This is a genomic window from Acidovorax sp. Root70 (genome assembly GCF_001428225.1).
Classification (GTDB): domain Bacteria; phylum Pseudomonadota; class Gammaproteobacteria; order Burkholderiales; family Burkholderiaceae_C; genus Acidovorax.
The window spans coordinates 58872-72232 of the sequence record NZ_LMHQ01000014.1; the positions used below are offsets into that span (position 1 = coordinate 58872).

Annotated in this window: 14 protein-coding genes and 1 pseudogene; 10 read left to right on the plus strand and 5 right to left on the minus strand. The window is 66.8% G+C overall.

The window, feature by feature from the left end; genetic code table 11:
- Nucleotides 1-34 precede the first annotated feature (34 nt).
- Both ASD94_RS09980 and ASD94_RS09985 read left to right on the plus strand, forming a co-directional pair.
- Nucleotides 35-544: a peroxiredoxin gene (locus ASD94_RS09980; protein WP_082576827.1), complete on the plus strand. Its 510-nt coding sequence runs from the start codon at nt 35-37 to the stop codon at nt 542-544.
- Between the two features lie 139 nt (nt 545-683).
- On the plus strand, nt 684-1562 hold the full coding sequence (locus tag ASD94_RS09985) for an alpha/beta hydrolase (RefSeq protein ID WP_056642149.1): 879 nt from the start codon (nt 684-686) through the stop codon (nt 1560-1562).
- Between the two features lie 68 nt (nt 1563-1630).
- On the opposite strand, the gene ASD94_RS09990 is transcribed toward ASD94_RS09985, so the two are convergent.
- Nucleotides 1631-2116, minus strand: a complete 486-nt coding sequence (locus ASD94_RS09990; protein WP_056642152.1) for a YidB family protein — start codon at nt 2114-2116, stop codon at nt 1631-1633.
- Between the two features lie 218 nt (nt 2117-2334).
- Complete coding sequence (locus ASD94_RS09995) at nt 2335-3705, minus strand: M20/M25/M40 family metallo-hydrolase (protein WP_056642206.1); 1371 nt, start codon at nt 3703-3705, stop codon at nt 2335-2337.
- Between the two features lie 158 nt (nt 3706-3863).
- On the opposite strand from ASD94_RS09995, the gene ASD94_RS10000 reads away from it, so the two are divergent.
- Nucleotides 3864-4787, plus strand: coding sequence for a LysR family transcriptional regulator (locus tag ASD94_RS10000; RefSeq protein ID WP_056642154.1), 924 nt, complete (start codon nt 3864-3866; stop codon nt 4785-4787).
- Here the strand turns inward: ASD94_RS10000 and ASD94_RS10005 are convergent.
- Nucleotides 4773-5957, minus strand: a complete 1185-nt coding sequence (locus ASD94_RS10005) for an MFS transporter (RefSeq protein ID WP_056642156.1) — start codon at nt 5955-5957, stop codon at nt 4773-4775. The genes ASD94_RS10000 and ASD94_RS10005 overlap by 15 nt on opposite strands.
- Before the next feature lie 240 nt (nt 5958-6197).
- Here ASD94_RS10005 and ASD94_RS10010 point away from each other — a divergent pair, with 240 nt between their 5' ends.
- The 7 genes from ASD94_RS10010 (at nt 6198) to ubiD (ending at nt 11992) form a co-directional block, all read left to right on the plus strand.
- The gene (locus ASD94_RS10010; RefSeq protein WP_233247231.1) at nt 6198-7253 is read left to right on the plus strand and encodes a peptidase U32 family protein; all 1056 of its coding nucleotides are present in this window, start codon (nt 6198-6200) and stop codon (nt 7251-7253) included.
- 36 nt (nt 7254-7289) lie between these two features.
- A complete protein-coding gene (locus tag ASD94_RS10015; RefSeq protein WP_056642163.1) occupies nt 7290-8249 on the plus strand; it encodes a U32 family peptidase in 960 nt (319 codons plus the stop codon).
- Nucleotides 8250-8267: 18 nt separating this feature from the next.
- Nucleotides 8268-8888 carry a hemolysin III family protein gene (locus ASD94_RS10020; protein WP_056642167.1) on the plus strand — a complete coding sequence of 207 codons (621 nt, stop codon included), beginning with the start codon at nt 8268-8270 and terminating at the stop codon, nt 8886-8888.
- 16 nt (nt 8889-8904) lie between these two features.
- A complete protein-coding gene (locus tag ASD94_RS10025; protein ID WP_056642169.1) occupies nt 8905-9432 on the plus strand; it encodes an SCP2 domain-containing protein in 528 nt (175 codons plus the stop codon).
- A 24-nt stretch (nt 9433-9456) separates the two neighbouring features.
- Nucleotides 9457-9849 carry a putative zinc-binding protein gene (locus tag ASD94_RS10030; protein ID WP_369818056.1) on the plus strand — a complete coding sequence of 131 codons (393 nt, stop codon included), beginning with the start codon at nt 9457-9459 and terminating at the stop codon, nt 9847-9849.
- Entirely contained in the window at nt 9842-10438 is a 597-nt protein-coding gene (locus ASD94_RS10035) for a UbiX family flavin prenyltransferase (protein ID WP_056642175.1), read from the plus strand. Before ASD94_RS10030 ends, ASD94_RS10035 begins: the two co-directional genes overlap by 8 nt.
- A 66-nt stretch (nt 10439-10504) precedes the next feature.
- Entirely contained in the window at nt 10505-11992 is a 1488-nt protein-coding gene (gene ubiD / locus ASD94_RS10040) for a 4-hydroxy-3-polyprenylbenzoate decarboxylase (RefSeq protein ID WP_056642177.1), read from the plus strand.
- Nucleotides 11993-12096: 104 nt separating this feature from the next.
- On the opposite strand, the gene ASD94_RS10045 is transcribed toward ubiD, so the two are convergent.
- Both ASD94_RS10045 and ASD94_RS23545 read right to left on the minus strand, forming a co-directional pair.
- Nucleotides 12097-12729, minus strand: coding sequence for a hypothetical protein (locus ASD94_RS10045; protein ID WP_056642180.1), 633 nt, complete (start codon nt 12727-12729; stop codon nt 12097-12099).
- Between the two features lie 464 nt (nt 12730-13193).
- Nucleotides 13194-13361 (minus strand): annotated as a pseudogene (locus ASD94_RS23545) (IS3 family transposase); the annotation flags it as partial.

The following is a 13361-nucleotide window of genomic DNA, read 5'->3' on the forward strand; positions in this document are numbered from 1 at the left end:
CTCTCTCTCACGCCTTCCATCACCGGGTCACACCATGGACAAACGCGCATTTCTCCACGCCTGCTCTGCAGCTGCCCTTGCCACTCTCGCGCCGGCGTCCGGTCTGGCCCAGACTCCGGGCCCTCTTCACACGCTGACCGGTACCAACAGCGAAGGCAAGCCGGTCATGCTGACGGACTATGCGGGCAAGGTGTGTCTGGTGAGCTTTTTCACCGCTGGCTGCGCTCTGTGCACCAACGAGCTGCGCCTCATGCGCGAGTTTTACACCGCCAATCGCCAGCGCGACTTTGTGCTGCTGGGCGTGAACATGGACGAGAAGGCGGCTGACTTCATGCAGTACATCGAGCTGCTCAAGGTTTCGGTACCCGCCGAGCAGCGTTTTCCCATTGCCTGGCGAAACGCAGAGGGGCACAAGGACAGTTTTGGCGCCATTTCGCGGCGTCCCACGCACTTCGTGCTCAACCGCAAGCACCAGCAAGTGCTGCGGCGCGAGGGCAATTTCCTGCCCACCGACTGGGATGACCTCTGGGTATCGCTGGCTTGAAAACGCGGGAGCACCTCAGCCCGATCAGGGGCCACGCTCTCTGGGTCTCGCTGGCAGTACGAGCCTGACCATTTAGTGCATCGGGTATTTGGGTGCGCCGGGTATGCTGTCCCATCGCGTCTCGAATGCCCTGCTTTCCATGACTTCTGACGAACTGCTTCCTTCGACCCTGACCACCTTCACCGCCAGCGATGGCGAGAACCTGGCCGTGCAGGACTGGCCCCTGCCGCAGGGCGAGCCCTGCCGGGGGATGGTGCTGCTGGTGCACGGCCTGGGCGAACATGTGGGCCGCTATGACGCGCTGGCCCGCCGCCTCAACGATTGGGGGTTTGCGGTGCGGGGTTACGACCAGTACGGCCATGGCGAATCGGCCGGCCCGCGCGGTGGGCTCACGTCGGACATGCGCCTGCTGGACGACCTGGCGGACCTGGTGGATGCCACGCGCGCCCGCATGCCTGCCGGCCAGCCCCTCGTGCTGCTGGGCCACAGCATGGGCGGGCTGGTGGCCTCGCGGTTTGTGTCCCTGCACCTGCGGCCGGTGGATGCGCTGGTGCTGTCCTCCCCCGCACTCGATGCGGGCCTGGGCGCCGTGCAAAAGCTGCTATTGGCCACGCTGCCACGCATTGCGCCCAACCTGCGCGTGGGCAACGGGCTGGATGCGCAATACCTCTCGCACGACAGCGCCGTGGTGGCCGCCTACCTGGCCGACCCGCTGTGCCACGACCGCATCAGCGCCCGCCTGGCCCGCTTCATTGCCGAAGGCGGCCCCGCCACCGTGGCCCGCGCTGCGCACTGGAGCGTGCCCACGCTGCTGATGTGGGCGGGCAGCGACAAGCTGGTCAACCCCGCAGGCAGCCGCGCCTTTGCAGCCGCTGTACCCAAGGCCGTGGTGCAGTCCCACTGCTTTGAACCCCTGTTCCATGAGCTGTTCAACGAAAGCCCCGAGCTGGCGGAGCCGGTGCTGGACCTGCTGCGGGAATGGCTGGTGCGGCGCTGCGCAATCCCTGCGAGGTCGTAGGCCAGCCTTGTCGGCTGAATTTGTGGAGAAACGGGCGGCTGCGCTAGTGCAATATGGTTCATATGCTATCATTTTTGAAGCAAACCGCCCAGCATCCCCAGCAGGTCATTGGCGTTGCCAAACCCGCCGTGGGGCGCCTGGCCCTGGGGGCTGAGCTGGTCCACCAGACCCGGCAACACCTGGGCCAGCTGACCCGCTGCTGCGCTGGGGCCCACGCCCAGTTGCGACGCGATCTGTGACAGGGGGCCACTGCCCAGCACCTGGGACAACTGCTCGCCCGAGATCGCCTGGTTGGGCCCTGCGCTCAGCCAGGACGCAATCACATTGCCCAACCCCGCTTGCTGGAACTTGGCCATCAGGCCCGGCAGGCCCCCCACCGGGCCGTCGTTGCTGATCAGGGACATCACGGCCTGCACCAGTTGCGGGTTTTGGGCCGCCAGGCCCAGCAGGCCACCCAAGCCACCTCCGGCCCCACCACCTGCCGCAGCGGTGCCAGTGCCGCCTTGCGACGCGTTGTTGATGACGGCACCCAGAACGGAATCGAGCAAACCCATGGTGTTCTCCTGCAGAGGGATAAAGGGCGGCGGTGCGCCGACCCGGACGGAACCACCCATGGTACGCACCTGCGCGTCTTTTGCGTGTCAACCCTCGTGAATTGTGTGACTGAAGCCCTGGCGGGCAGGGCGTCCTACAGCGCGCACGGGAAGGCACGGCACGGTTGCAGCGGCGGCCGTACCGGCGCGCGGCCGGGGGCCGCCCCTGCGCCGCCCAACTATTTGGTGCGGGGTGGGCGCTTGTCCAGCAGCGGTGCGCTCACACCCTGCACCCCCACCAGCCCCAGCACCGTGACCAGCGAGGTCTGGGCGCCCTTCCAGGCATCCGTCAGGTCGATCCATTCCGACAATGCGTGGAACCCACCCGTCTTGCCACCACCCCCGATCACGATGGCGGGGATGCCCAGCGCCATGGGCACGTTGGCATCGGTGCTGGCACCGGCCAGTACCGTTTTGCGGCCAAAGGCCGTGTTGGCGCGCACGGCGGCCTCCACGATCAGCGTGTCGGCGGCGGTGCGGCCACCGGGCCGGTCGCCGATGAGCTTGGTCGATGCGCTCAGCGTGTTCACACCCCAGCGTGCGTTCTCTTCGGTCACGGCGCTGTCCACGGCCGCCAGCACCTGCTTTTCGGTGGCCAGCAGCGGGGCCATTTCATCGGAACGGATGTCCACCGCCATGCGCGCATCGGGCGCGATGGTGTTGACGGACGTGCCGCCGCCCACCGTGCCCACGGTGAAGGTGGTCTTGGGGCTCTTGGGCGTGCGGATCTCGGCGATCTTGGCAATGGCGCGGCCCATGCCGTGGATGGCGCTGGGCACCTCGCCAAACGCGGCGTAGCTGTGGCCGCCCGGGCCCTTGAAGGTCACCTCGTGGCGGTGGCTGCCCGTGCCCAGCACCAGCACCGTGCCATCTGGTGCGGGCTCCAGCGCCACCATGCCGTCGATGTCCAGGTGCTCCTTGAACAGGTGCTTCATGCCGCGCAGGTTGCCCAGCTCTTCCTCGCCCACATTGCCCACAAACACCAGGTCGCCCACGGTGGCGATCTTCTGGTCGTTCAGCACCTTGAGCCACGACAGCAGCACGGCCAGGCCGCGCGTGTTGTCGGAGATGCCGGGCGCATACAGCTTGCCGTCGCGCTCCTTCACCTTCACGTCGGTGCCGGAGGGGAACACGGTGTCCAGGTGGGCCGAGATGACCAGTTTGGGCCCGTTGCCGGTGCCCTTGCGCACGCCCACCACATTGCCTTCGGCGTCGATGGCGGCATTGGTCAGGCCCAGGGCCTGGAGCCGTGCCAGGAAGGCTTCGGCACGCTTTTGTTCCTTGAACGGCGGCGCCTCGATCTCGGTGAGCATGCGCAGGTCTTCGGTGGCGCGGTCGTGGTCGGCCTTCACGGCGTCGAGCAGCTGCAGGATCTGCGGCGCGGCCATGAGCTGGCCATAGGCCTTGTCCACGGCAGGGCGCAGCACGGTGGGCGTGGGCGCCACGGCGCCGAACTGCGCATGGGCGGCACCGGGCAGCAAGGCGGCGGTGGCAAGGGCCATGGCGCCAGCAAGGGCCGTGGCACGGAAGGTGCGGAGAGGGAGAGTCATGGTGATCCAGCGAAACACAAACACAAAACGGAGGGGGTAGCCGACCCATCAAGCACCGTGGAGGAGGCCGTGGGCCGGCATGCAGGGCCATGCAATTGTTGGACCGAACCCCGCCCCTGGGCTCTGCTTTAATCTGCCCAGCCGACAGTTTTTCTTACATGCGCAAACACATCCCCAGCACCCGCGCCCTGCTTGTTTTTGATGCCGTGGCGCGCCACCACGGCGTGAGCAAGGCAGCCGAAGAACTCTGCCTCACCCACAGCGCCGTCAGCCAGCAGCTGCGCCTTTTGGAGGGGCAGCTGGGCCTGCAGCTGGTGCAGCGTGGCGCGCGGGGCTCCACCCTCACCGACGTGGGCCGCCGCTACCACGCGCAGATCGTGGGCGACCTGTTGCGCCTGCAGAACCACACCCTCGAAGCCATGGCGCAGCGGCCCGATGGCGCGCGCCTGCTGGTGGGTTGCGTGCCCGTGTTTGCCGAGCGCTGGCTGCTGCCCCGGCTGCCCGCCTTTCTGGCCGCGCACAAGGGCTGCAGCCTGCACCTGCAGGTGTACCCCACGCAGATCTACATGGCAGAGATCCCGTTCGACGTGGCCGTGCAGTACGACGACGCGGCCTGGCCCGGCGTGGTGCCCGCGCCCCTGATGCCCGAGGTCTGCGTGGCCGTGTGTGCGCCGCAGTCGCGCCACCGGCGCGCCACAGAGCGCGGCGACTTCCGGGCTGTGCCCCTGCTGCAGCTCAGCTCGCGCCTGGGTGCGTGGGATGACTGGCTGGGCCGCGCGGGCATCACGCGCGGCCCAGTCCATACCTTGGGCGGCCACCGTTTTGATCTGTTCTCGATGCTGGTGGAGGCGGTGCGCGCCGACCTGGGCGTTGGTCTGGTGCCGCGTTATTTTGTGGAGCGCGAACTGCAATCGGGCGAGCTGGTGCTGGCCCACCCGCACCACGACTGCGGAGCGCGGGGCTACAGCCTGTTCGTGGCGCCGGGGCGTCTGGACGACCCGGCGGTGGCGGCCTTCGCACAGTGGCTGCGCACTACCGTGGCGGCGGAAGGCGCCGCCGCCGTGTTGTCAGACGCTGGTTGAAACGCGCTTGCGCTGCAGGCCCAGCCAGGCCAGCGCCAGCCCCGTCAACACAATCGGCACCAGCGAGCCGGCGTTCAGCAGCGTCCAGCCCTGTGTGGTGACGAGCACGCCCGACGAAAACGCACTCAGCGCCAGCGTGGCGTACACGCAGAAGTTGATGGCCGCCTGCGCACGGTCCTTCTCCTCCGGCCGGTAGGCCGTCATGGCCAGCGTGGTGGAGCCGGTGAACAGGAAGTTCCAGCCCACGCCGAGGAAGAACAGCGCAATGCCGAAGTGGTGCAGCTCCACGCCCATCAGCGCTACCGCCACGCAGGCGAAGTTGAGCAACACCCCTGTGCCCATGATGGGCAGCACGCCAAACCGCTTGATGAGGTGCCCGGTCACAAAGCCGGGCGCGAACATGCCGATCACATGCCACTCCAGCACCAGCGCCGAGGCATCAAAGTCAAAGCCGCACACCTGCATGGCCAGCGGTGTGGCGGCCATCAGCAGATTCATCACGCCATAGCCCAGCGCGGCGCCCACAATGGCCACGATGAAGGCGGACTGGCGCATCAGCACGGAGAGGGGGCGCCCCTGCTCGCGCTGCCCCGCCGCATTGAGCACCACGGGCTGCTTCTCAAAGCGGATCGCCGCCATGCACAGCATGGACAACAGCGCCACGCCGATCAGCGCGATGTAGGCGCCCGCAAACGGCACTGGAAACAGTGTGCGCGTGGCGCTGGCCAGGTTGGGGCCCGCCACGGCGCCCAGCAAGCCACCGGCCAGCACCAGCGACACCGCCTTCTCGCGGTAGTCCGGGGCCGCCAGCTCGGCGGCGGCAAAGCGGTACAGGCCACCGTTGGCACTGTAGTAGCCCGCCACCACCGTGGCCGTGCACAGCAGCCAGAAGCTGGCGCTGAAGGCCGCCCAGGCACACAGAGCGGCCGATGCCACGGCCACGGCCAGCCCGATCTGGAACGACACCTTGCGCCCCCAACGCGCCTGGGTGCGGGCCACCAGGGGGGTGGACAGCGCACCACCCACCACATAGCCCATCACCGGCAGCGTGGCCATCCAGCCAAAGGGCGCCAGCTGCAGGCCCACCAGGCCGTTGATGGCGATGAAGACCACGTTGTTGGTCAGGAAAAGGCCTTGGCACAGGGCCAGCAACCACAGGTTCTTGTTCACGGCAGGACAGCGCTCGGGGGCGGGCAGGAGGAGGAACGGAAAAGGCGGCCAGCACGGACGCAAGCCAGGGCCACACGGTAGCGTGGTGCGCCGCAGAGGCGGGTCACGTCAAAACCCGACTGCTTTGCTCCAGCATTGTGCACCGCCGTTGATGAAGATCAGCGGATGCGCAGCGCAGCCCCCGTATGGTGGCGCCCTGTGCTGAGGCTCCCCACCGGGGCCAGCGTTTGAATGCTTGTGATGGAACCCCTGAAATCGATGGCGACCGCGTTGCCGGAAGCGGCTGCAACCCCGGCTCTGGAGCTGGTCTGCCCTGCCGGCAGCCTCCCGGCCCTGAAAGCGGCCGTGGACAACGGCGCCAACTGCGTCTACCTGGGCCTGCGCGACGCCACCAACGCGCGCAATTTTGCGGGCCTCAACTTTGACGAGGCGGCCATTGCGCAGGGCATTGGCTATGCGCATGCGCGTGGCTGCAAGGTCTTCATGGCGCTGAACACCTACCCGCAGGCCGGCAACCCCGGCCCGTGGCGCAGCGCGCTGGACAAGGCCGTGGACCTGGGCGTGGATGCGGTCATCCTGGCCGACCCCGGCCTGATGGCGTATGCGGTGCAGCGCCACCCCCGGCTGCGGCTGCACCTGTCGGTGCAGGGCTCGGCCACCAATTACGAGGCCATCAACTTCTACCGCGAGCAGTTCGGCATCGTGCGCGCGGTGCTGCCACGCGTGCTGTCGATGGAGCAGGTGCGCCAGGTCATCGACCGCACGCCGGTCGAGATCGAGGTGTTTGGCTTTGGCAGCCTGTGTGTGATGGTCGAGGGGCGCTGCGCGCTGTCGTCGTACGTGACCGGCGAATCGCCCAACACGCACGGCGTGTGCTCGCCTCCGAAGGCCGTGCGCTGGGTGGAGACGCCGCAGGGCCGCGAGTCGCGCCTGAACGGTGTGCTCATCGACCGCTATGCGCCCGGCGAGAACGCGGGCTACCCTACGCTGTGCAAGGGCCGCTTTGACGTGGGGGACGACGAGAACTACTACGCCATCGAAGAGCCCACCAGCCTGAACACGCTGGAGCTGCTGCCCCAGCTGCTCAAGATGGGCGTGCGCGCGATCAAGATCGAAGGCCGCCAGCGCAGCCCGGCCTATGTGGCGCAGGTCACCCAGGTCTGGCGCGAGGCCATGGACCAGTGCCTGGCCCAGCCCCACCGCTACGCCCCCAAGACGCGCTGGATGGCCAGCCTCGACCAGGTGGCCGAGGGGCAGCAGCATACGCTGGGCGCCTACCACCGCCCCTGGAAGTAGTGCTTCCCCACAATGACAACCCCCGGAGACCGCCCCATGAAACTCTCTCTCGGCCCGCTGCTGTACTACTGGCCTTGCGACACCGTGTTCGCCTTCTACGAGGCCATGGCCGCCACGCCGGTGGACGTGGTGTACCTGGGCGAGACGGTGTGCTCGCGCCGCCATGAGCTGCGCCTGACCGACTGGCTGGCGCTGGCGCGCATGCTGCGGGACGCGGGCAAGGAGGTGGTGCTGTCCAGCCAGGTGCTCATCGAGTCCAGCGCCGACGTGGGGGTGATGCACAAGATCACGGGCAACGGCGAGTTCCTGGTCGAGGCCAACGACATGGGTGCCGTGAGCTGCCTCTCGCGTGCGCCCGCCGGGCCGCGGGGCTTTGTGGCCGGGCCGCACCTGAACCTGTACAACGCGCACTCGCTGCAGTGGATGGCGCAGCTCGGCGCCACGCGCTGGGTGATGCCGCTCGAAATGTCGCAGGAGGCGCTCTCTGCCGTGCTGGCGCAGCGGCCCGCCGGCATCGAGACCGAGGTGTTTGCCTACGGCCGCATGCCGCTGGCCTACTCGGCGCGCTGCTTCACTGCCCGCCACCGCAACCTGCCCAAGGACGAATGCCAGTTTAGCTGCCTGCAGCACGCTGACGGCCTGCCGCTGCGCACGCGCGAGAGCGAGGGCTTTCTGGTGCTCAACGGCACGCAGACCCAGTCGGCCCGTGTCTACAACCTGGCCAACGAACTGGCGGCGATGCAGGCCCAGGGCGTGGACGTGGTGCGCCTGAGCCCGCAGGCCCAGCACATGCCGCAGGTGGTGGCCTCGTTTGACGAAGCCCGCCGTGCCGCGGCCGCCGCTGAGAACGCGCCCGACTTTGTGGAGCGCATGCAGCCCTTCATGCCCGATCTGCCCTGCAACGGCTACTGGTTTGGGCGCCCGGGCCTGGAGCAGGGGATGCAGGGGGCAGCGGGTGGTGAGGCTGCGATGCGGCCTGCCATGCGCCATTCCTGACGCGAAGGCGATTCCTGCATGTACCCCGGAGAGCGTTTCAACAGCATCAGCCACCTGGTGGGGGCCCTGCTGGCCACGGCGGGCGCGGCCGTGCTCATCACCCTCGCGGCGCGCCTGGGCGACCCGTGGAAGGTGGTGGCGTTCAGCATCTACGGCGCCATGCTGGTGGCGCTGTACGCCGCCTCTACCGCGTACCACAGCGTGCGCCGGCGCACCATCAAGGCCGTGCTGCAAAAGCTGGACCACTGCAGCATCTACCTGCTGATCGCGGGCAGCTACACGCCGTTTGCGCTGGTGTCGCTGCGCGGTGCCTGGGGCTGGTCGCTGCTGGGCGTGGTGTGGGGGCTGGCCCTGCTGGGCATTGCGCAAGAGATCTGGTGGGCGCGCGGCGCGCGCGTGCTGTCGCTGGTCATCTACGTGCTCATGGGCTGGCTGGCGCTGGTGGCCGTGGTGCCGCTGTGGCAAGCGCTCACGCCGGCCGGGTTTGCCTGGCTGCTGGCGGGTGGGGCCTGCTACACGCTGGGCATCGTCTTCTATGCGCTGGACCACCGCGTGCGCCACGGCCACGGGCTGTGGCACCTGTTTGTGCTGGGCGGCAGCGTCTGCCATTTCTTCACCGTGTTTTTCTACGTGGCCTGAGGGCCCTTTCTGTTCCATGGCGGCTTCTCCTCTCTCCTTTCCCCTGGTCGTTCCTGCCCCCGTGGGTGCCGTGCTGGCACGCCTGCCCGCCTACCCCGGCTCGCTGCTGCTGGTGACGGCGCTGAACCTGGCGCTCGCGCGGCACCTGCCTGCGGACGTGGGCCAGGTGCTGTTGCACAAGAAGATGCGGGTGCAGGTGCGCGATGCGCGCGTGGCCTTTGACTTTGCCTGGACGGGCCAGCGCTTCGCCCCCCATGCTCCGCTGGTGCCGCCGCAGGTGGCCGATGTCACGCTGAGCGCCACGGCCCATGACTTCTTGCTGCTCGCCCAGCGCCAGCAGGACCCCGACACGCTGTTCTTCAGCCGCCGCCTGTCGATGGAGGGCGACACCGAGCTGGGGCTGGTGGTGAAGAACGCGCTCGATGCGATCGAGCTGCCCGTGCTGGACCCGCGCCAGTGGGCGCACAAGCTGGCGCCGCGCCAGGTGCTGGGCCACCTGCGGCGCCGCCTCGATCCCTCGCCCCGCACGCGCACAGGAGGGTGACCCATGACCGCCGACACCGATCCCCTGAACCATCCTCTGGTCTACTCCTGCTCCGGTTGCTCCAGCGCCGCGCAACTGGCCAACCACGTGGCACTGCAGCTTGACCGGCGCGGCGTGGCCGAGATGTCGTGCATCGCCGGTGTGGGGGGCGATGTGCCGCACCTGATGAAGACCGTGCGCTCGGGCCGGCCCATCATCGCGCTCGACGGCTGTCCGCTGGTCTGCGTCAAAAGCACGCTCGCGCGCCACGGCATTGCGGCCGACCGGCATTACCAGCTGCAGCAATACGGTGTGAAAAAGCGCGTGCACGAAGACTTCGACCCCGTGCAGGCCGCCCTGGTGCTGGAGCAGGTCGAGGCCGACCAGCAGGCCGATCCGCTGCGTGCCCCGGCCGCCGAGGGGGCTACCCATGGCTGAGTCCGCATCCCCCCGCCGCATCATCGTGGCCATCTCGGGCGCCAGCGGCGCCGTGTATGGCGCGCGCCTCTTGCAGGTGCTGCGCAGCCAGCCGGGCGTGGAGACGCACCTGGTCGTCTCTGACGCAGGCTGGCGCAATCTGCAGCACGAGCTGGACATGGACCGCCCCGCCGTCGAGGCCCTGGCGCACCGCGTGCACGATGTGGCCAACGTGGGCGCTGCCATTGCCAGCGGCTCGTTCCAGTGCCACGCCATGGTGGTCGCACCCTGCTCCATGCGCACGCTGGCTGCCATTGCGCATGGGCTGGCCGACAACCTGCTCACGCGCGCGGCCGACGTGGCGCTCAAGGAGCGCCGCCGCCTGGTGCTGATGGTGCGCGAGTCGCCCCTGCACCTCACGCACCTGCGCAACATGGTGGCCGTGACCGAGATGGGCGGCATCATCTGCCCGCCGCTGCCCGCCTTCTACCTGCGCCCGCAGACCGTGGGCGAAGTGGTGGACTACAGCGTGGCGCGCGCGCTCGACCTCATCGACATGCCGCATGACCTGGCGCCGCGCTGGCAGGGCCTGGAGCTTGACGCTCCTTAATTCATAGCTGCTAGCGCAATCAATATCTGCGCTACCGGCCTATTTCATTCAAATTCTGGACCTGACATGGCCTACCGCGACCTGCGCGACTTCATGGCCCAGCTCGAAGCCACGGGCGACCTGCGCCGTGTGGGCGAAAGCGTCTCGCCCCACCTGGAGATGACTGCGCTCAGCGACCGCGTGCTGCGCGCAGGTGGCCCGGCGCTGCTGTTCGAGCAGCCCACGGGCCACCGCATGCCCGTGCTCACCAACCTGTTTGGCACCCCTGCCCGCGTGGCGCGCGCCATGGGTGTGCCCGACCTGCATGGCGTGCGCACTTTGGGCGAGCTGCTGGCCACCCTCAAGGAGCCCGAGGCGCCCAAGGGCTTCAAGGACATGCTGGGCATGGGCCAGTTGCTCAAGACCCTGTGGAACATGGCGCCGCACACCGTGGCGCGCGGCGCGCCCTGCCAGCAAGAGGTGTGGGAAGGCCCCGACGTGGACCTGGCACGCCTGCCCGTGCAGCACTGCTGGCCCGGCGACGTGGCCCCGCTCATCACCTGGGGCCTGACCATCACGCGCGGCCCGCGCAAGGCGCGGCAGAACCTGGGCATCTACCGCCAGCAGGTGCTCTCACGCAACCAGGTCATCGTGCGCTGGCTGGCGCACCGGGGCGGCGCGCTGGACTTTGCGGACCACTGCGCCCAGTACCCCGGCCAACCCTACCCCGTGGCCGTGGCCCTGGGTGCGGACCCGGCTACGCTGCTGGGCGCCGTCACGCCCGTCCCGGACAGCTTGAGCGAGTACCAGTTCGCCGGCCTGCTGCGCGGCGCGCGCACTGAGGTCACGCCCGCGCTGGGCGTGCCGCTGCAAGTGCCCGCCACCGCCGAGATCGTGCTCGAAGGCCATATCCAGCCCGATGCCCACCACAAAAGCGGCTGGCAGCACGCGCTCGAAGGCCCCTACGGCGACCACACCGGCTACTACAACGAATGCGCCGAGTTCCCCGTGCTCACCGTGGACCGCATCACCCTGCGCAAGGATGCGATCTACCACAGCACCTACACCGGCAAACCGCCGGATGAGCCCGCCGTGCTGGGCCTGGCGATGAACGAGCTGTTCATCCCGCTCTTGCAAAAGCAGTTCCCCGAGATCGTGGACTTCTACCTGCCGCCCGAAGGCTGCAGCTACCGCATGGCCGTGGTCAGCATCCGCAAGGCCTACGCCGGCCACGCAAGGCGCGTGATGATGGGCGTGTGGAGCCACCTGCGCCAGTTCATGTACACCAAGTTCATCGTGGTGGTGGATGCCGACGTGGACGTGCGCGACTGGAAGGACGTGATCTGGGCCATCACCACCCGCATGGACCCGGCCCGCGACACCCTGCTGGTGGAGCACACGCCCATCGACTACTTGGACTTCGCCTCGCCCGTGAGCGGCTTGGGCAGCAAGATGGGGATGGATGCGACGAACAAGTGGCCGGGGGAGACGCAGCGGGAGTGGGGGAGGCCGATGCGGATGGAGGAGGGGGTGGTGAAGCGGGTGGACGGGTTGTTTGCGGGGTTGGGGTTGTGAGGTGTACCGCCAAGGCCTAGCAAATGTTCGATGAGGGGCACCCGACGCGATTTCTGACGTCTGATGACGTTGGCTTGATCAACCAATTAGGCGCGTTGCACTTCTCATGACGTTAGTTCTTGTACATGCCGCATAACTCTGGCAGACAGGATGAAGAGGTCTTTTGCGGATATCTGATGCTTCTCCGAAAGTTCGAATATCAACGTTGCATTGTCCTCTCTGCCTGAGCCGGGATCTGGATAGCGACCTGCCCACATCAGGAAGTGAGTTAGCAAGGCAAGAATTGCTTTGTCTTTTTCGCTGAGGTCGGGCATGAAACTGGATAGTTTCACCAAATCATGGTGTCTATGCTTGCGCTCTTCTGCGGAGTATTTTTCCACCCCAAGACGCAAAATGAGCATAGCCTTCAAGCAGATTTCAAGGCTATAGCCGACGAGCATAAGGCCGACGGCGCAATACTGGCTATCGCACACGCCTCTGGTTAAAGCGGGCATGTGCTCGACATTCGGCATGTTCCGAATAACTGTTGCCGCTGCCTCAGAGAGTGCGTGAGCTTGACTCAACCAAAGGATTGGAGACTTCAGATCCTCGCTTGTGGGTGCCTTTGTCGGATCTCCTGGAAACCCGGCAATCTCTTGTGCAATAACCCAGCGTTGCCAAGCAAGGGCTGAGTAGCCGAACGGGTCAGCTGCGAATTGGTTTCGATCTGGACTAATTTGGGGAAGCAATGGATGCATGGCGTTTAGAACCTAATGTGCTGTGACCACCCTTTGCCGCCACGTGCCCGAGTTGGCCGACCTGCTAACAACCTCAACGTTCGACATGAGCGGATGCCATAGGTTCTATGGCCCTGCCCGGTAAAGCGCAGTTATGACTGCCGAGGTGACGGCCGCCGTGGCGGCAATGACAGCGACCACTATCGGAATGAAGAAGCTTCGCCAAAACTCCTTGCGACGGACTTCCCTATCGTGCATGCCGACAGCAAGCTCCATGAGCTTGTTTGCGACGTCTGTAGTTAGAAGCGGCTTTAAGAGATCACCGTCATCATCGACAACCGACTGTTGCGCATTGCGCGCGATGAGCGAAACATGTGATGACTTCTCGTGGTCCTCGCGAACACGAAAAAATTCCGGGTGCTGCTTGGCTAGTTCGATCCACGAATTGAATCGCCCCGGCTTCTGCGGAGGCTGTTTGGTTTAAGTCAGCCCACTTCCACAATGGCCTGACTGGCGAGTTGCCGGTAGTAGTTTGCCTCGGCTTCTGCTGGCGGGATGTACCCGATCGGTTCGAGCAGGCGATGGTGGTTGAACCAGGACACCCATTCGAGCGTCGCGAACTCCACAGCCTCCTTCGTCTTCCAAGGCGCTCG

Bases quoted from the DNA above. Each gene is read 5' to 3' on its own strand.
- ASD94_RS09980 (WP_082576827.1), top strand. From the start codon at position 35: ATGGACAAACGCGCATTTCTCCACGCCTGCTCTGCAGCTGCCCTTGCC.
- ASD94_RS10035 (WP_056642175.1), top strand. From the start codon at position 9,842: ATGGCTGAGTCCGCATCCCCCCGCCGCATCATCGTGGCCATCTCGGGC.
- ubiD (WP_056642177.1), top strand. From the start codon at position 10,505: ATGGCCTACCGCGACCTGCGCGACTTCATGGCCCAGCTCGAAGCCACG.
- ASD94_RS10045 (WP_056642180.1), bottom strand. From the start codon at position 12,729: ATGCATCCATTGCTTCCCCAAATTAGTCCAGATCGAAACCAATTCGCA.
- ASD94_RS09995 (WP_056642206.1), bottom strand. From the start codon at position 3,705: ATGACTCTCCCTCTCCGCACCTTCCGTGCCACGGCCCTTGCTGGCGCC.
- ASD94_RS10010 (WP_233247231.1), top strand. From the start codon at position 6,198: ATGGAACCCCTGAAATCGATGGCGACCGCGTTGCCGGAAGCGGCTGCA.
- ASD94_RS10025 (WP_056642169.1), top strand. From the start codon at position 8,905: ATGGCGGCTTCTCCTCTCTCCTTTCCCCTGGTCGTTCCTGCCCCCGTG.
- ASD94_RS10000 (WP_056642154.1), top strand. From the start codon at position 3,864: ATGCGCAAACACATCCCCAGCACCCGCGCCCTGCTTGTTTTTGATGCC.
- ASD94_RS10020 (WP_056642167.1), top strand. From the start codon at position 8,268: ATGTACCCCGGAGAGCGTTTCAACAGCATCAGCCACCTGGTGGGGGCC.
- ASD94_RS09985 (WP_056642149.1), top strand. From the start codon at position 684: ATGACTTCTGACGAACTGCTTCCTTCGACCCTGACCACCTTCACCGCC.
- ASD94_RS10015 (WP_056642163.1), top strand. From the start codon at position 7,290: ATGAAACTCTCTCTCGGCCCGCTGCTGTACTACTGGCCTTGCGACACC.
- ASD94_RS09990 (WP_056642152.1), bottom strand. From the start codon at position 2,116: ATGGGTTTGCTCGATTCCGTTCTGGGTGCCGTCATCAACAACGCGTCG.